Below are 25,401 nucleotides of genomic sequence, written 5' to 3' on the forward strand. Positions count from 1 at the left end.
TATTCATTTACTATTAGATAGGTGTATTATCTAAATTGCACATTTAGCTGTCCTTTCTGTAACGGACAGAAAGTATTTATATCCATTATTATTAATTATTAATCAAATGAATTGTGTTAGACAGTATCATAAAATTTAGCATTAAGAACAAGCTCGTCATTGGAATAATGACATTGTTGCTCATTATTTGGGGAGTGTGGAGTGCCACAAAATTACCCATTGATGCCGTACCCGATATTACAAATAATCAGGTGCAAATAATTACGGTTTGCCCCACATTGGCGGCTCAGGAAGTAGAACAATTAGTAACTTTTCCGATAGAGCAAAGCATTGCTAATATTCCCGATTTAGAAGAAACCAGAAGTATTTCTAGGTTTGGTTTGTCCGTAATTACAGTTGTATTTAAGGAAAAAGTAGACATTTATTTTGCCCGACAGCTCATTAATGAAAAACTGAAAGAAGCAGAAGAAAAAATTCCGAACGGAATAGGAACACCTGAACTGGCTCCGGTCAGTACAGGGCTTGGTCAGATATACGAATATATAATACATCCCAAAAAGGGAAGTGAAAATAAATACAATGCCAAAGACCTTCGTACAATGCAGGACTGGATTGTTGCAAGGCAACTGTATGGTACACCCGGAATTGCAGAAGTAAATAGTTTTGGTGGCGAGCTAAAGCAATATGAAGTTGCTGTTAATCCTAATCGCTTAAAGGCTATGGATATAAGTATTACCGATATTTTCAACGCTCTTGAAAAAAATAACCAAAATACAGGGGGAGCATATATTGATAAGAAACCAAGTGCTTATTTTGTTAGAGGTATTGGTTTGGTTACATCATTAGAAGATATAAAAAACATCAGTGTAAAAAATAATCCTGGCAGTGTTCCAATTTTTATAAAAGATGTGGCAGATGTACGATTTGGTAATGCTGTAAGATATGGGGCTATGACATATAATGGAGAAGTTGATGCAGTAGGCGGTGTGGTAATGATGTTAAAAGGCGAAAATGCCAATAATGTAATTGAAAAAATAAAAGAAAAACTTCCTACTATACAAAAGTCATTACCTGATGATATTATTATTGAACCCTATATAGACCGTTCAGTTTTAGTTGACAAGGCAATGAGTACCGTAGAAAAAAACCTGATAGAAGGTGCGTTGATTGTTATCTTTGTATTAGTACTTTTTTTAGGAAATTTTAGAGCCGGATTAATAGTAGCTTCCGCTATTCCATTAGCAATGCTGTTTGCCTTAGCGATGATGAATGTGTTTGGTGTAAGCGCCAATTTAATGAGTTTGGGAGCCATAGATTTTGGGTTGATTGTAGATGGGGCAGTAATTGTTGTGGAAGCCACATTACATCACTTAGGCTTACGGAAATCTAAACAAAGGCTTACACAAACCGAAATGGATGAAGAGGTTTTCCTGTCTGCCTCCAAAATTCGTAGCAGTGCAGCATTTGGTGAAATCATTATACTAATTGTTTACATTCCTATTCTTACGTTAGTGGGTGTTGAAGGTAAAATGTTCCGTCCGATGGCACAGACTGTAGGTTTTGCCATTTTTGGAGCTTTGATTTTATCCTTAACATACATACCAATGATGTGTGCTTTGTTCTTATCCAAAAAACCTACGTATAAAGAAACCTTTTCTGACAGAATGATGAATTGGTTACAAAAAAAATATCAGCCTTTGCTTGAAAAAGCGATTAGCATAAAGTATTGGTTCGTGGGTATCGCCATTGCCATATTTGCGGTTAGTATTTTCTTGTTTAGCCGAATGGGAGGAGAATTTATACCCCAGCTACAAGAAGGAGAATATGCGTTTGAATTTAAAATGCCTATTGAAACCTCATTATCACAAAGTATAGAAACTTCGATGCTTGCTTCGAGAATTGCCAAACAATTTGATGAAGTAAAAATGGTGGTAGGTAGAACTGGAGCTGGTGAAGTACCTACTGACCCAATGCCTCCGAGTGCAACAGATTTAATAATTATTCTTAAGCCTGAAAGTGAATGGAAATCCGGAAGGACATACGATGAATTAGGCGATGCAATAGAAGAAAAAATAGCCGTAATACCTGGCATAATTGTCGAAAAAAGCCAACCCATTCAAATGCGTTTTAACGAACTTATGACAGGGATAAAACAAGATGTTGCAATTAAGATTTTCGGAGAAAATTTAGATACACTAGCGTTAAATGCCGATAAGGTTAGCAAAGTTATACAAACAGTAAAGGGAGTTACAGTACCTCAAGTAGAACTGGTAAGTGGGCTACCTCAAATTAATATTGAATACGACCGAACTCGTTTAGCCAATTATGGAGTAAATGTAGAAGATGTAAATAATGTTGTGAGTACTGCCTTTGCAGGAAAAAGTGCAGGTGTGGTTTTTGAGAATGAAAGGAGATTTGATTTAGTTGTGCGTTTAGATAGTACTTACCGGGGTAGTATTGAAGATGTAAACAATATGATGATACCCACCAACATAGGTAGTCAAATTCCTCTATCACAAGTGGCTACAATTGATTATAAATTAGGACCGGCGCAGATAAGCCGTGAAGCGGGAAAGCGAAGAATTGTAATTGGTTTTAATGTAGCAGACAGAGACGTTCAAAGTGTAGTAGAAGAAATTCAAAAAAAATTGAATAACCAAGTAAAATTACCATCAGGATATTATTTCACTTATGGTGGGCAGTTTGAAAATTTACAGGAAGCCAGCAATAGATTACTGATAGCTGTTCCAGTTTCTTTAATATTGATATTTGTACTGCTTTACTTTACTTTCAGTTCTTTTAAACAGGCAGGATTAATTTTTACGGCTATCCCAATGAGTGCAATTGGAGGAATACTAGCTTTATTACTTCGGGGAATGCCTTTTAGCATCAGCGCAGGTATTGGATTTATTGCATTGTTTGGTGTTGCAGTCCTCAACGGAATTGTATTGATAGGTATTTTCAATCAATTAGAAAAAGAAGGAGAAAAAGATGTATTGAAACGGGTAATCGAAGGAACTAAAATCCGTTTGAGACCGGTTTTAATGACTGCAACAGTTGCCAGTTTAGGATTTCTGCCAATGGCTTTGAGCAGTAGCGCAGGTGCAGAGGTACAAAAACCATTGGCTACAGTTGTTATCGGTGGTTTGGTAACTGCCACATTCCTTACCCTATTCGTACTGCCTTTATTGTACATCATCTTCAATTCAAAAATTAATTTAAAAAGAAAACTTAAAGTGAAACCCATTGCGACTATCGTTGTGTTACTGCTATCATTGGTAGGTTTTACAGCAAACGCACAGACGAAAGATTTATCCAGTGTTGATGAAGCAATAAACATTGCGCTGAAAAATAATCAAATCATAAAGGCTTCAGATTTAGAAATTGATGCAAGTAAAGCCTTGAAAAAAACTGCCGGAGAATTACCAAAATTAGGTTTTAATGCACAATTAGGGCAGTACAACAGTACAAAATTCGACCAGTCATTTGAAGTGGCGCAAACTATTCCTTTTCCTACTTTATTCGGAGCAAAAAAGCAATTGATTAATGCAGAAATAAAAGCGAAAGAATTACAGAAAAACCTTACGGTAATAGAGCTAAAAACGCAGGTCAGAACTTACTATTATCAAATCCTGTATTTGCAACATAACCAAAAACAATTACAACAGTTAGATAGTCTGTACAGCGATTTTATAAAAATAGCACAGCTTCGTTATAAAACTGGTGATACAAAAAAAGTGGACATCAGTACGGCAGAAGCTAAGAAAGGGGAAATTAATTTATTGTTAAAACAGAATAAAGTGTTTTTAAACAATGCTGTTGCCAGTCTGAAAACTTTGATGAATACAAGAGAGGATTTTCTCATTGTAGAAAATGGAATTTTTCAACCATTACAAATCAGTAATTTATTGGATAATGATGTAGTTGCAAGTCATCCCGCCATTCAATCCTTATATCAGGATGCTGTTATTGCAGAACAGACCAAAAAGGTAGAACGTTCGCAAGGTTTACCTGATTTTACAATTGGTTTTACAAATCAATCTTTAATAGGTTTTCATACTGTAAATGGCGCAGAAAAATATTTTAATTCTGGTAAACGTTTCAATTCTGTAAATATTGGCATTGCAATTCCTATCACTTATGGTGCTACCAAAGCAAGGATAAAATCTTTGGACTTCAGAAAACAGGCTTCCGAAGCCAATGCTCAGCAGCTGCAAAAAGCATTAACAACACAATTACAAAATGCTTTGCAACAATACCAACAAGATATGCAACAGTTTAATTATTTTCAGCAAGAAGCATTGCCTAATGCCAAAGAAATAGTATCAGCAGCACAATTAGGTTATAAAACTGGAGAAATCAGCTATGTAGAATATCTTTTTGCATTGCAAACCACAACCGATATTCAATTAAATTATCTGAAAAGTATTCAGCAGGTAAACCAGTCTGTAATCAGTATTTATTCTCTCATTAATCAATAAATAAAAAATGAAATTCAATATAAATAAAATCACGTTTGTAACAGTGATAACTGTTGTAATACTTGCTTTTTCCGCTTGCAATAATCATAAAGATGGGGATGGGCAAAACCAGAAGGCAAAAGAAATTCAAAAAGAAGAAGCCCACGAAGAAGTACCAACCATTGCCACACTTTCAGAGGAACAGATAAAGATAGTTGGAATAAAAATAGGCACAATAGAACAAAGGGAGCTGTCTGCAACCATCAAAGCAAATGGAAATCTGAATGTTCCCAATAACAATAAAGCCAATGCTACAACTTTATATGGTGGGGTGATAAGAACATTGAAAGTTCAACTTGGGGATTATGTTAGAAAGGGTGAAATAATAGCAACGATTGGCAATCCGCAGTTTATACAATTACAGGAAGAATATTTGAGTATAGTAAGTAGAATAACTTTTGCAGAGCAAGAGCTATCAAGACAAAAAGAGTTAAACGAAGGAAATGCTGGCGCAAAGAAAAATTTACAAAGTGCAACAGCCGAATTGAACAGCCTTCGTACTCGAAAAGCATCTTTACATCAACAATTACAATTAATGGGCATCAATCCCAGCACCCTATCAAACAGTAATTTGAAATCTGCGCTAACGGTAATTAGTCCTTTGAATGGTACAGTGAGTAATGTTTTCGCTAAAATTGGAAGTTATGTAGATGTTTCTTCTCCAGTAAAGCTGTTTTTGCCGATGTTGGGGTTGCCTTATTAGCTATACTAAACGCAGTAAGGATACAGCGGATGAAATTTTAAGATTAGAACATCCTAATGATGAATAAAACAGACAATTCGTAAGAAAGGCAAAAGTTATCAAATGTCAATTTGTCGAAGGAGAAGAAGAAAAGACCTTCGCTCTTTATGATACTTTTTGGGATATTTTTTAGCTCTGTGTCTTATTGCTTTGATATACATAAAATTAGACACTATTATATCTATCCCTATCACTAAAAATGGACTTATTAGTTCTGTATCGAGCAAAAACCAAAGTTCCAAAAGAGAAACCCGAAAATGCAAATTTCTTTCAAATATGACAGTATTTGGGCTTCTCTATTATTGTTTAAAAAATAGATTTAGGATAACGGATGGATAAATTTTATAACGAAACGCTGGCTAAGCTGGAAAACGAAATCAAAGAATTTGAGATTGAAGCAGACTGTTCGATAGAACGCATTGAAGCAGTTATACAACTTATTATCAAATGTTTATTCGACGTAAAAAAATATATTTTAAAAAGAGGATTTAAGAATGTTGATGAAGAAATTCGCTTTTTTAAATATCAAAAGCCAATTATCGTTTCAAAGCTCATCTATTATAATGCCATCTATAAAATCGAAACGAGAAGACCGTATGGAAATAAGCGTACCAAGAAATATTTTGTCAAAGAACTGAAAAAGCTAAAAAGGTTCTTTGAAAATAACCTTGATTTTTATAAGTATTACCGTAGCAATAATTCTTTCTTTGACGAACAATTTTTTGTACGTGGCAAGCACGATATAAGACTATGGTTAGACACTTTTTATTTTGAGGCAGACCATCGCTTTTCTACTTCGCACGATTATAAGGTTGCCAAGATAATTGCTAATGACCTGATACAGGTATATTTGGAAGACAGGTTAAATAACATCAACGTTAAAAAGGTTTCAGATAATTCGTTGATATGGACAGCAAGCAAAACTGCACTCACGGAACTCATTTATGCACTGTACTCCCACGGTGCATTTAACAATGGGAATACAGAAATAAAATTGATAGCCAAAACGTTTGAAGATGCCTTCAATATTGAGTTAGGCGACTTTTACCATACGTTTATGGAACTTAAAGCCCGCAAAATAAACCGAACGAAATTCCTCGACAGGCTGTGTGAAGCACTGATAAAGAAAATGGACGAACAAGATGAAAAACAGTAAGTATATATGTACACAGGCTTTATTCCTCTTGGCAAGAAGTCAGAGTAATTAAACTTAAATTGTAAATTTGTTTATTGCTTATGTATTAAATACTAAACGTAGTCAGTAAATAAATATGAATACAATCTTTATTAAAAATATGGTTTGCGACCGTTGCATTATGGTGGTACAAAACGAATTGGAAAAACTGGGATTAGATGCTAAAAATATAAAACTGGGCGAAGTTATTCTTTCCAAAGAAATAACATCTCTGGAAAAAGAGAATTTGTCCAAAACTTTAGAGCCATTAGGATTTGAAGTAATTGACGATAAAAAAGGCAGGATAATAGAAAAGATAAAGAACATTATCATTGACCTGGTACACCATCAGGATAGTGATGTAAAAACCAACCTTTCCGATGTATTGAGTGACAAATTGCATCACGATTACAATTACCTGTCCAATCTGTTTTCAGAGGTAGAGGGTACAACCATTGAAAAATACTTTATCGCCCAAAAGGTGGAGAAAGTCAAAGAATTGTTGGTGTATGATGAGTTGTCATTAAGTGAGATTGCGAACCGCCTAAATTATTCGAGCGTGGCATATTTGAGTAACCAGTTTAAAAAAGTTACCGGGCTAACACCAAGCCATTTCAAACAGATTAAAGAGGATAAAAGAAAACCGTTGGATAAAGTGTAAGTAAATCTTACAAATCAAATCCAAAATTTCACAACAGTACCCATAAATATAATAGCCAATTTTGTATTGTAAATTAAAGCAGGCAAATATGGCGACAAACAGAGAAAATATATACATTCCATTGGAGGATGTAGAAAGCGAACACTGTGCATTAATCGTTGAAAAGGGATTGGCACAGGTAAAAGGCGTAGAAACCCATAAAGTAGAGCTGAACAACCGAAGGGCAGCGATTACAGTAGATAGCAATGAAACCGTAGGCGAGGCTGTTAAGGCAATTAAAGATTTAGGTTACGGAGTTCCTACGGTTAAAAGTGCTTTTCCGGTATTGGGCATGACCTGTGCATCCTGTGCGGGCAGTGCCGAAAGCATTGTGAAATACCAACCGGGAGTAGTTAATGCTTCCGTGAACTTTGCAACGGGCAATCTTACCGTGGAATATCTGCCCAATATGACCGATGCCTCCACCCTGCAAAAAGCGGTTCAGGGAGTAGGTTACGACCTATTGATTGAAGACGAAACCAAGCAGCAGGAAACGCTCGAAGCCATCCACGAAAAGAAATTCCGAACCTTGAAAAACAAGACCATTTGGGCAATTATCCTTTCCCTGCCCGTGGTAATCATAGGAATGTTCTTTATGGATATGCCCTATGCAGACCCGATAATGTGGCTCTTTTCCACGCCCGTTGTAATATGGTTGGGCAGGGATTTTTTTGTAAACGCTTGGAAGCAGGCAAAGCACCGTTCCGCCAATATGGATACGCTGGTGGCATTGAGTACAGGTATTGCCTACCTGTTCAGTGTTTTCAATATGCTGTTTGCCGACTTTTGGCATCAACGGGGACTGCATGCTCACGTATATTTTGAAGCGGCTGCCGTTATTATCGCATTCATCCTCTTGGGAAAACTGCTGGAAGAAAGAGCCAAAGGCAACACCTCTTCAGCCATTAAGAAGCTGATGGGCTTGCAGCCAAAAACGGTCATCGTGGTACAGGCGGACGGAACGGAAAAGCAGACCGCTATCGAAGACGTAAGCGCAGGCGATGTGATACTCGTAAAGCCCGGTGAAAAGATTGCGGTAGACGGCATGGTCATATCGGGCAATTCGTATGTGGACGAAAGCATGTTAAGCGGTGAGCCTGTACCTGTATTGAAAAAAGAAAAAGAAAAAGTATTTGCAGGAACGATTAACCAAAAAGGCAGCTTCCGGTTCAGGGCGGTAAAAGTGGGCAAAGAAACCATGCTTGCCCACATCATCAAAAGGGTGCAGGATGCACAGGGAAGCAAAGCACCCGTACAGAAACTGGTCGATAGGATTGCGGGCATCTTTGTTCCCACGGTGATAGGTATTGCCATCCTGACATTTACGCTATGGTTGATTTTGGGAGGCGAAAACGGGGTTGTTCAAGGTCTGTTGGCAGCCGTTACGGTATTGGTCATTGCCTGCCCCTGTGCTTTAGGCTTAGCGACACCCACCGCTATTATGGTAGGCGTTGGTAAAGGTGCTGAAAATGGCATTTTGATAAAGGATGCCGAAAGTTTGGAACTGGCCAAAAAAGTAAATGCCATCGTTTTGGACAAAACCGGAACCATCACCGAGGGAAGACCACAGGTAACGGGCATTAAATGGCTGAACAATGAGGACACTGCAAAAGAAATCCTTTTGAGCATCGAAAAGCAATCCGAGCATCCATTGGCAGAAGCCGTAGTGAAGCATCTTGGCGATGTAGCGACCACCTCTTTATCCATGTTCGACAGCATTACGGGCAAAGGCGCAAAAGCAGACCATGACAACGAAACCTATTATGTAGGCAACAAAAAGCTATTGGCAGAAAACAACATTGCCATTGCCGGAGAATTACAAGACCAGGCCGAAGAATGGGGCAAACAGTCTAAAACCGTTATCTGGTTTGCAAACAGCAAAAAGGCTCTTGCTGTAATCGCTATCGCCGATAAGATTAAGGAAACATCGGTGCAGGCTATCCGGGAAATGCAGGAAATGGGCATTGACCTGTATATGCTGACCGGAGATAATGAAGCTACCGCTAAAGCCATTGCGGAGCAGACAGGCATCAAGCATTACAAAGCCGAAGTTTTGCCACAGCATAAAGCCGACTTTGTGAAAGAACTGCAAAGTAAAGGAAAGGTAGTGGCAATGGTGGGCGATGGTATCAACGACAGCACCGCATTGGCAACAGCCGATGTAAGTATCGCAATGGGCAAAGGCAGCGACATCGCAATGGACGTAGCCAAGATGACCATCATTTCGTCCGACCTGACCAAGATACCGCAGGCAATACGCTTGTCCAAACAGACCGTAGCCACCATCAAGCAAAACCTGTTCTGGGCGTTTATCTACAACGTAATCGGCATTCCGGTAGCGGCAGGCATCCTTTACCCTGTTAACGGCTTCCTGCTCAACCCGATGATTGCGGGTGCGGCAATGGCATTGAGCAGCGTGAGCGTGGTCAGTAACAGCCTGCGGTTGAAGTGGAAGAAATAAAACAGTAAATCTCACAAATCAAACAAGAAATTACACAACAATAACTAACTGAATAGTACGGAAATTTGCATTATCAGATAACTCTAAAATTTGTAAACAATGGAAAATAAACAATTTCAATTCAAGACGAACATCAATTGCGGCGGCTGTATCGCATCTGTAAAGCCGCACTTGGACAAGGCAGAGGGCATCTGCCATTGGGAAGTGGACACGGCCAACAAGGACAAGGTACTTACCGTGAAGTCCGAGGGCATTACCGAGCAGGAAGTAATATCGACCGTGCAAAAGGCAGGCTTCAAAATAGAACCTTTGGATGCCTAAGCCAGCAACTTTTTGAAATGCCCTTTTTCCGACCGAATTTCCATGAGGTTGGGTTGATGAAAAAGGGCATTTTATCAATTCTGAAAAAAGACGATAGGTTATTGCGTATATGGCATTATTTTTCCATATAGCAAAAAAAACGTAAAACGATATAAAAAACCAATTTAATTTGTAACTTTGTTGCGTTGAAAAATTATAGAATACATATAGGCATTTTGACATTGTTCTGTTTGGTTTTCTTTATGATGCCAAGTCAGAGCTATGCCTGTTCCAAAAATTCAACAAAGACCGAGCAGTCTTTCTGCTCAAAGGAGAAATCCAAAAAATCAGAACATAAAAAAGGTTGCAAGAGCAAATCCTGTAAAAAATGCAAAAGTGACAAATGCGGGGGCGGTTGTTCCCACAGCTCTTGCAGGTGCGGTGCTTCAACCACTTCCCTAAATGTCCCAACCGTAATCGAATTAAAGGCAAAAAATCACTTAGCAGCAGCTAAAAAGCAAAAATTCGGTTTCAAAGAAGCCTACTATTCTTCGGGCTTTTTCTCCATTTGGCTACCGCCTAAAATAAGCTAAAACTATGGCCTGATAGCCATAGGTATGTCCTGTCAGAAGCTGTTCCGGCTTTTGCAAATCCCCTATTTGTATCATTTATTTAAAATTTAAAACAGAAATGGGTTTATCAATCCCCCGTTTCTCAAAATGTAATTATTATGAAATCATTATCAAAAATAGTGATGGTAATCGCCGTATTACTATCATCAATAAACGGCTTCGCACAAATCAAGAATGCGAAAACTGAAACCGTAAAGATTTACGGCAATTGTGGTATATGCAAAACCACCATCGAAAAGGCAGGTAACGTAAAAAAGGTAGCCAGTGTGGACTGGAACAAAGATACCAAGATGGCTACGCTCACCTATGACGGCGACAAAACAAATCAGGATGAAATCCTGAAACGTATCGCTTTGGCTGGTTATGACAGTGAGAAGTTCCGTGCGCCGGATGACGTATATGCTAAACTGGCTGGTTGCTGCCAGTATGATAGACCAGTGAAGACGGTTGCCAAAAACAAGGAGGCGGGAATGGACATGAATGCCGGACATGGCAATCACGACCATAGTCAAATGGCAGCTAACAAAGATGCAGCCCAAAACCAATCACAGCTAAAGGCTGTATTTGACAACTACTTTTCAGTGAAAGATGCTTTGATAAAAACCGATGCGGCGACCGCATCTGCCAAAGCCGCTGAATTGGCTGCATCCCTTAAAGCAGTCGATATGAATAAGCTATCGGCAGAGGAACATACGGCTTGGATGAAAGTGATGCAGGACTTGACCGCCAATGCGGAAAGCATTTCAAAATCAAAAGATGTTGCAAAACAAAGAAGTGCTTTTGCGGCACTTTCGGGAAGCATCTACACACTGGCCAAAGTGTCTAAACAGGATACTCCCGTTTATTACCAGCACTGCCCTATGTACAATGGAGGTAAGGGAGCCAATTGGCTAAGTAAAGAGAATGCTGTTAAAAACCCATATTACGGCTCACAGATGCTTACCTGCGGCAGTACGGTCGAAACCATTAAATAACAGGTCTGAAAGCTATGGTACAGTACAATGACATGGTGCAGGCGCTTAAAGACCTAAGACAGCGTGGATACAGTATGGACTTTAGTCTGTTGCCGGACTGCCTGTACTGTGCGTCAAGGAGCCTGAAACTAAAACCGGAGGATTTTACGGTTACGGAAACCCATAGGTTTGAAAGCCTCGACAGCAGTCCTGATAACAATGCCGTGATTTATGCCATATCGTCCAATGATGGTAAGAATAAAGGCGTACTTGTGGATGCCTATGGTGCTTATGCCGAAGAAATGACCCATGAGATGGCAAAAAAATTAAGTGCAACATAACTTTTAAAACCCCTTATTATGAAAAAATACACGTGTCCCATGCACCCGCAGGTGCTAAAAGACGAACCAGGCAAATGCCCGCTTTGTGGCATGGCACTGGTTCCAGTTGGCGGTAGCTCAGTTTCTCATGTACAAAAATCAGGACATGGGCATTCCGGGCATTCTCATCATAACCAAGCCAGAGATAGCTTTAACAAACATGAGGGGCATCATACAGGCGATTTTCTCGCTCGTTTTTGGATAAGCCTCGTCATTACAATCCCTATCCTGCTCCTGTCACACATGATACAGCAATGGTTGGGTTTCAGCCTTGCTTTCAATGGAGATAAATATGTGCTGCTGGCATTGGGTACAGTGATTTATAGCTATGGAGGCTTGCCGTTCCTAAAGGGAATGATTGGCGAGGTGAACGCCAAAGCCATAGGGATGATGACACTTGTTGCTATCGCTATATCCGTAGCCTATGTCTATTCCGTAGCCGTTGTATTTGGCTTGCAGGGCATGGACTTCTTTTGGGAACTGGCTACGCTTATCGACATCATGCTGTTAGGGCATTGGCTGGAAATGCGTTCCCAAATGGCTGCTTCACGGGCTTTGCAATCATTGGTTGCTTTGCTGCCTAACGATGTCACGGTGGAGCGAAACGGAGAAGTGGTAAAAATAAAGCTTGAAGACCTGCAAAGCGGTGAAACGGCTATCATAAAACCGGGTGAAAAAATTCCAGCCGATGGATTGGTACTGGAGGGGCTTTCGTATATCAACGAGAGCATGCTTACCGGAGAAAGTATTCCCGTGAAAAAGGAAAAGGACGGAAAGGTCATCGCAGGCTCTATCAATGGCGATGGTGCGCTGAAAGTTAAGGTAACAGCCGTTGGAAAAGACAGCTACCTGAACAGGGTTATCAATCTTGTGCAGGAGGCACAAGCTACTAAGAGCAATACGCAAAACCTTGCGGACAAAGTTGCCAAATGGCTCACCTTTATTGCCATTGCCGTTGGCATAGGCACATTTGCCTATTGGTATGCAAGCAGTGGAGATATTGCCTTTGCGCTTGAAAGAATGGTGACGGTAATGGTAACGGCCTGCCCGCACGCATTGGGCGTGGCTATCCCGTTGGTGGTCGCCATTTCCACAACGCTATCGGCGACCAATGGTCTGCTCATCCGCAACCGCACAGCATTTGAAACCACCCGAAAACTTTCCACTGTCATTTTTGATAAGACCGGAACGCTCACCAAAGGTTCCCATGCCGTAGAAAAGGTTATACCGTTAACAGACGAATATAATGCCGATGAGGTTATCCAGTATGCTGCCGCAGTACAGCAAAATTCGGAACACCATATCGCCAAAGGCATTATGGCTACATTGAAAGAAAAGAGCCTTGCCTTATGGAAGTCTGAAAACTTCAGCTATATGCAGGGCATAGGTGTTAAAGGTGTTGTGAACGGGAAAAATGTCGTAGCTGGCGGCCCGAATTATTTCACCGAAAACCACCTTTCCCTGCCTGAAATTCCAAACGAAATCAATCAAGAGGCCGAAACGGTCAACTTTGTCCTCATTGATGACCGGGTAATCGGCATCATTACTTTGGCAGACAGCATCCGGGAGGGTTCGGCACAGGCGATTGAGGAACTCAAAAAAATGGGCATCAAGTCCTTTCTGCTCACCGGGGACAACGACAGGATTGCTGCTGCCGTAGCCGGAAAATTGGGTATGGACGGGTATTTGGCTAATGTGCTTCCGCACAACAAGCAGGAGAAAGTAAAGGAGTTTCAGGCAAAAGGCGAAATCGTAGCAATGACTGGTGATGGTGTAAATGATGCACCTGCACTGGCACAGGCAGATGTGGGCATTGCCGTGGGTTCCGGTACGGACGTGGCTGCCGAAACAGCGGATATCATATTGGTAGACAGCGACCCGAGGGATGTGGTCAAACTGATTGACTTCGGCAAACTTACCTACAAAAAGATGGTACAGAACCTGATATGGGCGGTTGGCTACAACGTGGTGGCAATACCGCTTGCGGCAGGCGTACTCTATCCGAATTTTGTTTTAAGTCCCGCTATGGGTGCTGTGCTGATGAGTGTAAGCACCATTGTAGTGGCTATTAACGCAAGTTTTTTAAAAATCAAAAAATAAATAAAAATGAAAAATCTAACATTATCAATCATTGCTGTTATCATGGCATTTGTAACAGTATCATGCAATCAGGCATCCAACAAAAACGAGCAGTCTTCAAGTGATACTGCTGTTGTATCACAAGAACAGTCAGCTTCCCAACCAAAAGAGGATGATACGGTAGCTGCGCCCGTTGTGAGTGAAACTCCGAGCGGTCAGGAAGCAAAAGCAACAGGAAAAGAAGAAGCAAAAAACTTTTCTATTGCGCCCATAGTTACCGATTATCTATCATTAAAGAACGCACTTGCTTCAGATAATGACAAAGCTGCCGCCAATGCAGGAAAAAAGCTGTTGGGTACTTTGAATAAGGTGGATATGAAAACTATTCCAGCCGATAAGCATAAAGAGTTTATGGAAATTTTTGAAAGTGCAAAAGAAAATGCCGAGCACATTGGCGAAAATGCTGGGAAGATAGACCACCAAAGAGAACATTTAGCGTCGCTTAGCGAAGATTTGAAAGACCTGGTTAGTTTGTTCGGCACATCACAAACATTGTATCAAGACCATTGCCCGATGTTCAATGACGGGAAAGGAGCTGTTTGGTTCAGCGAAAACAAAGAAATCAAAAATCCTTACTACGGTTCAAAAATGATTAGCTGCGGTAAGGTACAGCAAACAATTAACGGTAAATAAATTTAGGGTTATGGAAAATATGCAGAACAACCACCATACAGGTCATGCTTCAGGGCATGGTGCGCACAATTCAAGCCATGCTTCAGCCATGTACAAACGCTTTGCGATTATGGCTGTCGTAATGTTCGGTGCAATGTATTTTATTATGTACGCTATGATAGACGGGTTGCGCAACCTTATACCCAATATCAACAATTTGTATATGACCCTGCTGATGACTTCGGCAATGTTGCTTATCGAATTAGTGGTAATGAAAGTGATGTACGCTAACAGGAAAATGAACTGGATGATAGCCATATTTTCAGTCGCCGTTGGCATCTTTTCATGGTTTGGTATAAGGGAGCAAATCAATGTGGGGGACAAACAATTTGTAAAAGGTATGATACCCCATCACGCAGCAGCAATATTGATGTCCGAAAAGGCAAAGCTGACCGACCCGGAACTGATACAGTTGCAAAAAAACATACTTGAAACCCAAGCGGAAGAAATTGAATTGATGAAGCGCAAGCTGAAAGAGTTTGAAGAAAGTAAATAATAAAATTTCAAAAAATAGTTTTAACATGAGCAAAATAATAATTTGCTTTATTTCCTCTTTAACTCTGCTATTCACCGCTTGCGGGCAGACAGGGTCAAATAAGGATGAAGCGGCACAGCATCATTCGCAGGCAACTCCGGCAAGCCACGAACATGATGTCCAAATAGGCGAATTGGTGCCATTGGATGAAGTCTGCATGGTAAATGATGCCTATATGGGCAAAAAGCAGTTTGAAGTAAAATTTGATGGTAAAACCTATTACGGATGTTGCGAAATGTGTAAGGAACGTATTCCAAAAGATGCGACCGTGCGGATGGCGATAGACCCCTATTCCCATAAGCAGGTAGACAAAGCTAATGCGGTGATTGCTGTGACAGGAAATAACGGTGAAGTTTCTTATTTTGAAAACAAGGAGAATTATGCCAAGTATGTGAAAAAACAGTAGACACAAAAAGATGAAGCCACAATAAAATAATTATGACCATAAAGAAGAAAATCATATTGGGGCTGGCTGTCGTCCTGATTGCCATACAGTTCTTTCAGCCCTTACGGAACCAGGCGGTTGAAGTGCCAGCCACCCATATCGAAAGAGTGTACGCCGTACCCCAAAATGTAAAGGCTATCCTTGTTCAGTCCTGTTATGACTGCCATAGCAACAATACCCATTATCCGTGGTACAGCCGTATCCAGCCCGGCGCATGGTACATGGCAGAGCATATAAAAAAGGGGAAAGAGGAACTCAACTTTAGCGAATTTGGCGACTATTCTGTCCGCAGGCAGCGAAACAAGTTCAGGGCTATGGCCGGGCAGGTTAAGGACGGGGAAATGCCGTTGTCATCATACACACTAATTCATCGCAATGCAGTATTGTCACCGGAGGATAAGCAGGTTTTGATAGCGTGGTTTAGGACAATGGAAGACAGCATTAAATAAAATTTTTCAAATCATGAACAGATATAATAAAATACCTATAAGAATTTTGCAAACAGTGCTGATACTGCTTTGCACGCAAACGCTGTTTGCACAGAGAGTGGTGCATTACGAGCTGTATGTAAAAGATACGCTTGTCAACTATGCAGGTAAGCAAAAAAGGGCAATTGCCGTAAACGGGCAAATCCCCATGCCCACCCTTACCTTTACCGAGGGCGACACTGCCGAAATAGTGGTGCACAACCAATTGAAAGAAAGCACATCACTTCACTGGCATGGTGTGTTCCTGCCCAATAAAGAAGACGGTGTGCCCTGGCTTACACAAAAACCCATCGCACCGGGCACAACCTACACCTACCGTTTTCCGATTATCCAGCATGGTACGCACTGGTACCATTCCCACTCAGGATTGCAGGAGCAGATTGGCATGTACGGAAGTTTTATCATGAAGAAAAGAAGCGATGATAAGACATTCAGAAAAGGAATTGACGATTTGCCGACCGTTCCAATTATATTAAGTGAGTGGACAAATCTTAACCCCGATAATATCAACCGTATGCTACACAATGCAAATGATTGGGCGGCCATTAAGAAAGGCGCAACACAATCATATGTTGAAGCTATTAAGGAGGGAAAATTAGGGGTAAAGGTAAAAAACGAGTGGAAGCGGATGCTGGCGATGGATGTCAGTGACGTTTACTATGATAAAATCCTAATAAATGGTAGCCATAGCACCGATTTGAAAACAATTGATGGTAAAAAGCTAAAAGCAGGCGACAAAGTCAGATTGCGTGTTTCCAATGGAGGGGCGTCTTCATATTTCTGGCTACGGTATGCTGGAGGAAAAATTACAGTAGTAGCGAATGATGGGAATGATGTTGAGCCTGTAGAGGTGGACAGGTTAATCATTGCCGTATCGGAAACCTATGATGTGGTCGTTACCATCCCCGAAGACGGATTGGCGTATGAGTTTTTAGCGACTACCGAGGACAGGACACAATCGGCAAGCTACTTTATTGGTAACGGTGTCAAACAGCTTATTTCTCCGCTGCCACGACTGAAGTATTTCGAGGGGATGAAGATGATGAACGACATGATGAAGATGAACGGCGATTTGGACGATATGGGCATGAAGATGAGCCTGAACCAAATGGATATGAACGTGGTCATGTACCCCGAAATAACAGGGGAAGCGGGAAAGAAAGCAGACCACAGCAAGCACGGGGGTATGAATATGGACAACGACCCCAACCGTTATAATGCAAATGCTTTGGGAGATATTGTTACCTTAAACTATGCCATGCTCAAATCTCCCTACAATACCACGCTTCCCAAAGATGCGCCCGTAAAGGACATAAAATTTACCCTTACCGGGAATATGAACCGCTACGTTTGGAGCATGGACAACAGGGTACTTTCTGAAACGGACAAAATACCCGTTAAGAAAGGCGAAGTACTGCGCATCACCATTTATAACAACTCCATGATGCGCCACCCGATGCACCTGCATGGATTTGATTTCCGGGTACTGAACGGCAAAGGTGAAAATGCACCTATGAAAAATATCATTGATATTATGCCGATGGAAACGGACACCATCGAGTTTGCCGCCAATGAGGAGGGCGATTGGTTCTTTCACTGCCACATCCTGTACCACATGATGTCGGGGATGAACAGAGTGTTTGCCGTAGGCGATTACCAAAATCCCTACCTGCCTGATAAGGCTAAATCATATAAGGCATTACAGCGGGAAAGCAATATGCCCCATTTCATGGCACAGAATGATTTCGCCACTAATGGTAATGACGGTATGGCAATGCTGCAAAACACAAGATGGAACTTGAGTTCGGAATGGCGTTTAGGTTACAATGATATGCACGGCTATGAAGTAGAAACCCATTTGGGCAGATACTTGGGGAAAATGCAATGGTTTATGCCCTTTGTGGGATTTGACTGGCGTTACCGTAAAATGGGAATAGACGAACACGAAACAAACTTATTCGGACAAAAGAATGAAAAGGATACACGCCGGGCTGTGAGCTTAGGTTTTGTGTACACCTTACCTATGCTCGTTAATTTTCAGGCAGAGGTTTATCACGATGGTATTGTAAGGCTGGCGCTGATGCGTGAGGATATTCCCATCACCAAAAGGTTAAGGGGCGGCTTTATGGTCAACACAGACTTTGAATATATGGGAGAACTTAGCTACATCCTCAACAAAAACATAGGCATACGCACCCACTATGATAGTGATATGGGATGGGGTGTAGGGCTTGCCTTGACTTATTAAAATTGAATAACTAAGGTTGTAAACTGCGAACCGTAAAATATCGGTCAAAAAACAGTTGGTGATGCGGGTATAATTCGTAATGATTAACCTGCATCATACTACAACCCATAAAATTATGCAGCAAAATCTAAGCGCCTCCATCATCAACACAATAGGGGTATAAAATACTATAAGCAGTAGTTGCATAATAAGCTAATATGAACAGTATAAGCTTTTCTATATTAACGAACAATGTGTATATCAAAATAATCGGATGAATAAATTCTATAATGAAACACTACATAAACTTGAAACATCAATCAGCGAATTGGAAATTGAAACTGATTGCTCCATACAGCGTATAGAAGCCGTTATACACCTGATTGTAGAATGCCTGTCCGATGTAAAAGAGTATGTCTTGAAAAAAGGGTTTAGAAATGTTGATGAAGAAATCCGTTTTTTCAAATATCAAAAACCAACTATTGTTGCAAAACTCATCTACTATAATGCCATTTATAAAATTGAAACAAGAAAGCCCTATGGAGCAAAACGCATCAGGAAATATTTTACCAAAGAGCTAAAAAAGCTAAAAAGGTTCTTTGACAACAACCTTGATTTTTACAAGTATTACCGAAGTAATAATTCTTTTGTTGACGAGAAGTTTTTTGTACGTGATAAGCACGATATAAGACTATGGTTGGACACATTTTATTTTGAGGCAGACCATCGCTTTTCTACTTCGCACGATTATAAGGTTGCCAAGATAATTGCCAATGACCTGATACAAGTTTATTTGGAAGACAGGTTAAATAATATCAATCAGAAAAAGGTTTCAGACAATTCGTTGAAATGGACAGCAAGTAAAACTGCACTCACGGAACTCATTTATGCACTGTACTCCCACGGTGTATTTAACAATGGGAATACAGACATAAAATTGATTGCCAAAACTTTTGAAGATGCCTTTAATATTGAATTAGGCGACTTTTACCACACGTTTATGGAACTGAAAGCCCGCAAAATAAACCGTACAAAATTCCTTGACAATCTGTGTGAAGCACTGATAAAGAAAATGGACGAGCAGGACGAAAAGTAAACAACCCTTACAATACGCCCCGTGGCAAATGAACGCCTTTTGTCCGTATAATGCTTTCCTGAACCGTTGGAGTTTCTTTCTGCTTTTCTGCCTGCTCCGGAGCATCTTGTTTGGTTTCCGGTGTAATAGATAGCTGTATCTTTCTTTCTACGGCAGCCAGTTCCGTTTTAAGCTCACTCAATCGGCTTTCCTTAGACCAAGTACCGTTAACCACTTCTTGAAGTATAGGCAGGTCTTTTTGTATTTCAGCAATCTTCTCTTGTTCCTGCTTCACAAAGCCCGGCAATTTTTCCAAAGCCCTCAAAAAATTCATTGTGGCAGTTTCGGGGTCTTTTGCCATTATACCATTGTTGTATGTGTACTTGATATTGCCATCGCCCTGAATAAAGAAACGGTTGTACTTTTCAACAAGACTGCTGCTGTCTTTCTGCGTCATTTCTGTTTTTACCAATAAGGTAAAACCATACAGTGTACCGATTTCATCATATTGCCCCCCGGTGAGTGCTTTGTCCGCAATCTCGTTCAGCTTTGCACCGATTTGTTTCGGATTTGCATTAGGTGGCAAGCCATCCAACAGCACAGGGTTTTCGATTGTACCGTCCGAACGCTTTTGTAGGCGTTGCTGTAAGTTTTCCCAGTCGGTACTCATCCGGTTCAAACGGGATTGAGTGCTTTGCAACATTTCCGTATAATCCTGTACCTTAAATTTGGCACTGGATTTAGAACGGTTGAACGCCTGCTTTTCGCTTTCCAATCCGGCAATCTGTTTTTCCAGTTTGGCTTTATCCAAAAGGTCTGTATTTCCTGACAGGATTGCCACATATTCCGAAAAGTTCATTCCTGATTTTTCATCCATACTTCCCTCGTCAATCGTTCTTTTGGTCAGGTTGTTGGTCTTTAACTGGTCTATGAAAAGCTGCTTATTGTACAACAGGTTAAACTTGTAGCTATCCAAAGATTTCTCAACGGCATAGATGATAACAGCCACTTTATTATCGGCAAAGAATTTGGCAATCTCATTGCCTTTTCTTACAGCCCTGCCATCACGTTGGGCAAGGTCAGACGGTCGCCACGGCGTATCTAAGTGATGAACGGCAACGGCTCTTTTCTGTGCGTTTACGCCAGTTCCAAGCATACTTGTAGAACCGAACAGCACACGGATTTTGCCCTCATTCATCCCGTTGATAAGTTCCCTACGTTGCTTGTCATTTTTCGCCTCCTGAATAAACCTTACTTCATTCGCAGGTATGCCGTGGTCTTCCACGAGCTTGCGTTTGATTTCAGAGTACACATTCCATTCGCCTGGCTTGTAGGTTCCCAAATCCGAGAAAACGAACTGCGTTCCTTTCTGTGCGTTGAACTGGTTATAATACTTGGCAATATTTGCCGCACAATGCGAAGCCTTGTTGTCGGGATGGTCGTCGTAGATACCGCTTACCATACGCATATCGAGCGACATCTTACGGGCGTAGTCCGTAGCAATGAGCATCTTTGCTTTTTCTTCCCTTTGCGATAATGGTTCTCTACCGAGCAAAGTTGCATTGCCCGTTTTGGCAAAAGCCATCAGGCTTTGTATAAAGGCTTCTTGGTCGGGCGTTGGTGGTATGTTGTACAATACCTCGTTCTTATTGGGGCGGTCAATACCAATATCCTTTGCCGTCCTGTAATCCGTGATTTCAGAATAGAACTGCGCCAGTTCCGGCACTTTGATAAAGTAGCGGAAACGCTCTTTAGCGACAATATTGTTAGCTACCGAAAATTCATAATCGGTCGTTTTCCTTGCATAGATAGCTGCCCACGCATCAAAAGAATGAATGCCTTGCTTTTCCAATGCACGGGGGCGCAGGTATTTGAACAGCAGGTACAGCTCCGTTAATGAATTGCTGATAGTTGTACCCGAAAGAAAGGTTGCGCCCATATCTGCATTGGTACGCTCCTGAATGGTGCGGATGGCAAAAAGCAGGTTCAGTGCCTTTTGGCTGCCGTCCACCTTACCCAGTCCGGCAACCCGTGTATGACGGGTGTTGAACATCAGGTTTTTGAACTGGTGGCTTTCGTCCACAAACAAATGGTCTATGCCCATCATCTTAAAGTCCACAATATCATCTTTGCGGTTTTCAATATCGTGTTGCAGCGTTTTCAGCTTTACTTCAAGATTTTCTTTCCGCTTGATTACTCCGGCGAGCATTCCCCTTGTAACTTCCTTGCCTTGCGATTTCAGCGCATCGAGATTACGTTCTACGCTGTCTAATTCTATTTCGAGAATTTCCTTTTGTATTTCGGGCGACTGCGGTATCATTCCGAACTGGTCGTGTGTGAGTATCACACAATCCCAATCATTATTTTTAATATCCCCGAAAATGCGCAGGCGTTTCTTTGGCGTAAAATCATCTATACCTGGATAAAGGATTTTAGCGTGTGGATAGGCTTTGCGGTAGTCTTCAGCAATGGCGGGTATATTCGCTTTCAGCCCGATAATCATCGGCTTGTGGGCTAATCCCAAACGCTTCATTTCCTGCGCTGCGGTACACATTATCAGCGTTTTTCCTGCGCCCACTTCGTGGTCGCAGATAGCACCGTTGTTCAGCTTTATCATCCAAACGGTGTCCTTTTGGCTTGAATACAGGTCTTCAATGCCTGCTCCCTTACGGTCTAATCCCGGAAATTCCTGATGGCTTCCGTCATAGTTCGGGCGAACGAAACAATTAAAAGTATCGTTGTACTGGTCGGTCAGGCGATTTTTAAATTCATCATTCTGTGCGTGTAGCCAGTCGGTAAAGGCGGTACGGATTTCATCAATCTTGGTGTTCGCCATTTGTATGGCTTCCATATCCCGTACTTTAATTTCTTGGTCGCCAACCATTACTTTTTTGGTAATATCAGGCGTGGTATTAACAAGGGCGTGTTTGAGCAGGGCAATACCGTCAAATGTGCGGCTTTCCGCTTTGACGGCATATTTTTCCCAAATGTGCATATTGCTCTGATGACACTTTACGGAAAAGTCGTCGGAGCTTTCGGAATAATGAACCAGTACATCCGCATCAAACAGGTGCGAGGCGAAACGGGCATAAATCCCGGTAGGTATCCACCGTTCGCCGAGGTTAAAATCCAGTTCCTCAAATTCAATCCGTTTTGGTCGGGCTTCCTCTAAAGCGGTAAGGCTTTCTTTGGCTTCGGTATCATCGGGATTGTTTTCAAGATAGGCTCTTACTTCATCGGCTTTCTCAACTACGTTGCCTGCAATCCACCGTTCGGCTATCTCGTATTCTTGTTGTAGCGGATTGTAGAACAACCGCCCGTGTAAGGCTTCTTTCAGGGTATCGGCAGGCAGGCTGCTGATTTCGGACATAAAGTCCAAATCCACGTTTCCGTACTTGTTTAGCGAGGCGGCTAAAGCCTCTTCGGGATTATCGGTTGCTAATGTGGTGGTAGAAAAGCTAACGGGACGACTGAAAATATCCGCTTTGTGGATTACGCCGCCAATGATACGCTCCAGATAAGGAATTTCTTTGCCTGCGCTGTCCGTCTTTATCAGCTTGGCATTGTCGGCAGCATTTAGATTGCCATATTTTTTGACAAAGCCATCGTACAGGAGGTTCAGGGCTTCCCGTTCTTCCTTGTGTTCGGTCTGCTTTTCAGCTTCTTTTTGGTACAGATTGATATAACTGTCCCTTACGGCTATGTAGGCTTCGGCTCTTGCTTTCTGTGAGGTCGGCAATTGCAATGGATGAAAGATTGCTTTTTTGTCTTCCTTTTCCACCTCTTGCAGATAACCTACCCAACCATTATCCACCACAAGACAATCGTTACGGTGGAATGATTGCAGTTCACCTCTATACGGGGCAGGTTCAGGAATAGCATTAATATTGATAGCGGTAATGGCTGTCTTATCAGACTGGCCATTACCGTTTATTTGTGAAAACAGGTCGCCGATAGCTTCCTGTTTTTTGCCGTTAACCTGATTGGTTCCATTAGCAGCACCATTGGATTTTAGCGGCGTATAAGGTTGCTGCCTTGCACTGCTGAACAGGTCGGGCTGACGACCTATTGTGCCTCTTCTTTTTTTATTGCTTTGCCTTTTGGTTTGGGTAGTTCTTTTAGGCGGAGCAAGAACCATTACAGGTTCGCCCACACTTTCAAACAGGTCAAAAATGCTTAGTTGCTTTAATTCCTGCGGGCTTTCCTGATGGACTACCGGAGTTGTTACAAATTGCGGCTTTTGCTGAATGATTACAGGGTCGATAACCGGAGGTGTAACCTTTGGTTCAATCGGAATTTGTATAACAGGCTCATCGTTGCGTTCGCCTCTGTATAAATTCAAATTCAAATGGTTCCCAAAATCTTCGGAAAGCATTTGTTTCAAATCTTTGGCAATGCCCTCAACGCCGTCTTTATGCGTATAAATTAAGGCGGGTTGCCCGTATGGGTCGGTATCTAATTTTTGGTCGGTATGGATAATTCTTGCACTATCCTGAAAGAGCGCATTGCCCGGCGTATTGTATTCGGTTGGCTTGCTTTGGCAAAACAGATCTTCCCTGTCGGTCAGATTTTCTTTTGCCGTATTTTTTTGCAGGATAATAAGGTCGCTGCCGACTTCCGTACCTGCATATTCGGTAAACAGGTTGTTAGGCAATCTTACAACCGAAACCAAATTATTATCCTGCATTAACGCCCTGCGTATGGGTTCGTTCTTAGGGCTGTTCAGAATGCCCTGTGAAGTAATGTAAACCAACAAACCGCCCTCACGGAGCATATCAGCACCTTTCAGAAAAAAGTAATTGTGTATGCTTCGGGCAGCCTGTACTTTGGCATCGTCCCTGCTTCGGGAAAAGGACAAATCAAATACGGAAGTATCGCCGAACGGGATGTTACTGGCGATTACATCATAGCTGTTTTGTTCCCTTTCGGGGATTTCCTCAAAACCGTTTATACGGATATTACTTTCGGGGTAAAGCTGCTTTAAAATCTTGCCTGTAAGCAAGTCCTTTTCATAAGCGGTAACACTGGCTTTCTGATTTTCCGAAAAGGATTGTATGAATGAACCTATACCTGCGGAGGGTTCGAGGAATTTATCAATGTGCAGACCATTATCCCGCAAGGCAGATGAAATGGCATCTATAACCTTTGGCGGTGTATAAAAAGCCGTCAGTACGGAACTTTTCATACTGTCCACATACCTGCGGTATTGCTTATCGTCTTGGGAATTTTCTTTGAGTAGTTGGTGGAGTTCCTGCGTGAGTGGAAAGAGGTCGTGTTCTGTTTTTCTCCAATGATTGATGTCTATTTCGCTTTCTACGGGGTTCAGAACGAATTTAAGACCGCCAAATCCGCTGTATCGCATCATTAGCAGTCTTTCGCCTACGGTGGCTTGCCGTTTCTCCTTTTCCAGTTTAAAAACAATTCGCAGGGCATCAATATTCTGTTGGAGATGGAACCGCTTACTGAAGCCCATTTTCCTCAATCCATATTGAGATGGTTCCGGTCAGTTCGGTATAGAGTACATCAAACTCATATCCGTAGGCGAAATCATCGGTTAATTCATATCCTGCGAAAACAGGCTCACAAACGGGAAACATTTTAAGGGCGAACGGTCGCAGTTCCTCGTCTGCCATTATGGTATCAAATTCATTGCATACCACTTTGAAAACCGTGTCGAACTTGGAGAAGTGCAAGCCCTCAAAAAGTATGTAGTTGGCTATTTCGTTGCATTGCTCAATGGCGTTTCCCGAACGGAAAGCACCCTCATAAGCATTGGCAGCCCACGAAGACCGTTGGTCAATAAATTTTTGGTCGTGTGCCTTTTCGGGAAAGCTGCTGTTTAATAATTCTTGCAGTCGTAATCTGAAATACGACAGGTCTTTTTGCTGTACATCCATACTTATTTTGTTTAGAATTTTACTTAAATCCTAAAATTATAAGCAGGAGCAAATGCCTCTG

Annotated in this window: 16 protein-coding genes and 1 pseudogene; 15 read left to right on the forward strand and 2 right to left on the reverse strand. The window is 41.5% G+C overall.

Annotated elements, in window-relative coordinates:
* Nucleotides 1-113: 113 nt before the first annotated feature.
* From AACH28_RS06500 to AACH28_RS06570, 15 genes and pseudogenes are all read left to right on the forward strand, one after another.
* On the forward strand, nucleotides 114-4,481 hold the full coding sequence (locus AACH28_RS06500) for a CusA/CzcA family heavy metal efflux RND transporter (protein ID WP_341832554.1): 4,368 nt from the start codon (nucleotides 114-116) through the stop codon (nucleotides 4,479-4,481).
* Between the two features lie 7 nt (nucleotides 4,482-4,488).
* Nucleotides 4,489-5,169, forward strand: a pseudogene (locus AACH28_RS06505) (efflux RND transporter periplasmic adaptor subunit); the annotation flags it as partial.
* 424 nt (nucleotides 5,170-5,593) lie between these two features.
* Entirely contained in the window at nucleotides 5,594-6,418 is an 825-nt protein-coding gene (locus AACH28_RS06510; RefSeq protein ID WP_002981101.1) for an RteC domain-containing protein, read from the forward strand.
* A 115-nt stretch (nucleotides 6,419-6,533) separates the two neighbouring features.
* Nucleotides 6,534-7,097, forward strand: coding sequence for an AraC family transcriptional regulator (locus AACH28_RS06515; protein WP_024566623.1), 564 nt, complete (start codon nucleotides 6,534-6,536; stop codon nucleotides 7,095-7,097).
* Nucleotides 7,098-7,185: 88 nt separating this feature from the next.
* The gene (locus AACH28_RS06520; RefSeq protein ID WP_027374962.1) at nucleotides 7,186-9,597 is read left to right on the forward strand and encodes a heavy metal translocating P-type ATPase; all 2,412 of its coding nucleotides are present in this window, start codon (nucleotides 7,186-7,188) and stop codon (nucleotides 9,595-9,597) included.
* A gap of 99 nt (nucleotides 9,598-9,696) precedes the next feature.
* Nucleotides 9,697-9,918: a heavy-metal-associated domain-containing protein gene (locus tag AACH28_RS06525; RefSeq protein ID WP_002981097.1), complete on the forward strand. Its 222-nt coding sequence runs from the start codon at nucleotides 9,697-9,699 to the stop codon at nucleotides 9,916-9,918.
* A 709-nt stretch (nucleotides 9,919-10,627) separates the two neighbouring features.
* Entirely contained in the window at nucleotides 10,628-11,503 is an 876-nt protein-coding gene (locus AACH28_RS06530; protein WP_034735069.1) for a DUF3347 domain-containing protein, read from the forward strand.
* Nucleotides 11,504-11,517: 14 nt separating this feature from the next.
* Nucleotides 11,518-11,823, forward strand: coding sequence for a hypothetical protein (locus AACH28_RS06535; RefSeq protein ID WP_002981094.1), 306 nt, complete (start codon nucleotides 11,518-11,520; stop codon nucleotides 11,821-11,823).
* An 18-nt stretch (nucleotides 11,824-11,841) separates the two neighbouring features.
* Nucleotides 11,842-13,962 (forward strand): heavy metal translocating P-type ATPase, encoded by a 2,121-nt coding sequence (locus AACH28_RS06540; RefSeq protein ID WP_070566705.1) that lies wholly within the window; start codon nucleotides 11,842-11,844, stop codon nucleotides 13,960-13,962.
* A 6-nt stretch (nucleotides 13,963-13,968) separates the two neighbouring features.
* Nucleotides 13,969-14,634 (forward strand): DUF3347 domain-containing protein, encoded by a 666-nt coding sequence (locus AACH28_RS06545; protein ID WP_031502089.1) that lies wholly within the window; start codon nucleotides 13,969-13,971, stop codon nucleotides 14,632-14,634.
* A gap of 10 nt (nucleotides 14,635-14,644) precedes the next feature.
* Entirely contained in the window at nucleotides 14,645-15,169 is a 525-nt protein-coding gene (locus tag AACH28_RS06550; RefSeq protein WP_034735067.1) for a DUF305 domain-containing protein, read from the forward strand.
* A gap of 25 nt (nucleotides 15,170-15,194) precedes the next feature.
* A complete protein-coding gene (locus AACH28_RS06555; protein ID WP_034735335.1) occupies nucleotides 15,195-15,614 on the forward strand; it encodes a hypothetical protein in 420 nt (139 codons plus the stop codon).
* A gap of 32 nt (nucleotides 15,615-15,646) precedes the next feature.
* Complete coding sequence (locus tag AACH28_RS06560) at nucleotides 15,647-16,102, forward strand: heme-binding domain-containing protein (protein WP_031502091.1); 456 nt, start codon at nucleotides 15,647-15,649, stop codon at nucleotides 16,100-16,102.
* A gap of 13 nt (nucleotides 16,103-16,115) precedes the next feature.
* The gene (locus AACH28_RS06565) at nucleotides 16,116-18,389 is read left to right on the forward strand and encodes a multicopper oxidase family protein (protein WP_034735066.1); all 2,274 of its coding nucleotides are present in this window, start codon (nucleotides 16,116-16,118) and stop codon (nucleotides 18,387-18,389) included.
* A gap of 253 nt (nucleotides 18,390-18,642) precedes the next feature.
* Nucleotides 18,643-19,464, forward strand: coding sequence for an RteC domain-containing protein (locus AACH28_RS06570; RefSeq protein ID WP_034735064.1), 822 nt, complete (start codon nucleotides 18,643-18,645; stop codon nucleotides 19,462-19,464).
* Between the two features lie 7 nt (nucleotides 19,465-19,471).
* On the opposite strand, the gene AACH28_RS06575 is transcribed toward AACH28_RS06570, so the two are convergent.
* Nucleotides 19,472-24,916, reverse strand: a complete 5,445-nt coding sequence (locus AACH28_RS06575) for an N-6 DNA methylase (protein ID WP_281046997.1) — start codon at nucleotides 24,914-24,916, stop codon at nucleotides 19,472-19,474.
* On the reverse strand, nucleotides 24,903-25,340 hold the full coding sequence (locus tag AACH28_RS06580; RefSeq protein WP_024566636.1) for a DUF1896 domain-containing protein: 438 nt from the start codon (nucleotides 25,338-25,340) through the stop codon (nucleotides 24,903-24,905). The genes AACH28_RS06575 and AACH28_RS06580 overlap by 14 nt, the downstream gene beginning before the upstream one ends.
* Between the last annotated feature and the right edge of the window lie 61 nt (nucleotides 25,341-25,401).

The sequence above is a fragment of the Sphingobacterium thalpophilum genome (assembly GCF_038396785.1).
Taxonomy (GTDB): domain Bacteria; phylum Bacteroidota; class Bacteroidia; order Sphingobacteriales; family Sphingobacteriaceae; genus Sphingobacterium; species Sphingobacterium thalpophilum_A.